Origin of the sequence: Staphylococcus sp. HMSC069D12, assembly GCF_001810405.1 — a bacterium.
Taxonomy (GTDB): Bacteria; Bacillota; Bacilli; order Staphylococcales; family Staphylococcaceae; genus Staphylococcus; species Staphylococcus haemolyticus.
Map to the genome: position 1 here is coordinate 919 of NZ_KV801127.1, position 226 is coordinate 1144.

Genomic DNA, 226 nt, shown 5'->3' on the forward strand with positions numbered 1-226 from the left:
CGGCTGAAGGGATCGGTCTTGAAAACCGACAGGGGCTTAACGGCTCGCGGGGGTTCGAATCCCTCTTCCTCCGTATTTTATTGGTCTCGTAGTGTAGCGGTTAACACGCCTGCCTGTCACGCAGGAGATCGCGGGTTCGATTCCCGTCGAGACCGCCATCTAATAATTTTATAGTAATTTACATTTAATTAGTGGAGGAATACCCAAGTCCGGCTGAAGGGATCGG

Annotated in this window: 2 tRNA genes (1 of these 2 cut by a window edge); both read left to right on the forward strand. The window is 51.3% G+C overall.

Annotated elements, in window-relative coordinates:
* Positions 1-73 (forward strand) — tRNA-Ser (locus HMPREF2737_RS11675) (it extends 132 nt beyond the left edge of the window).
* A gap of 9 nt (positions 74-82) precedes the next feature.
* Positions 83-158: transfer RNA gene (locus HMPREF2737_RS10160), tRNA-Asp, on the forward strand.
* Positions 159-226 lie beyond the last annotated feature (68 nt).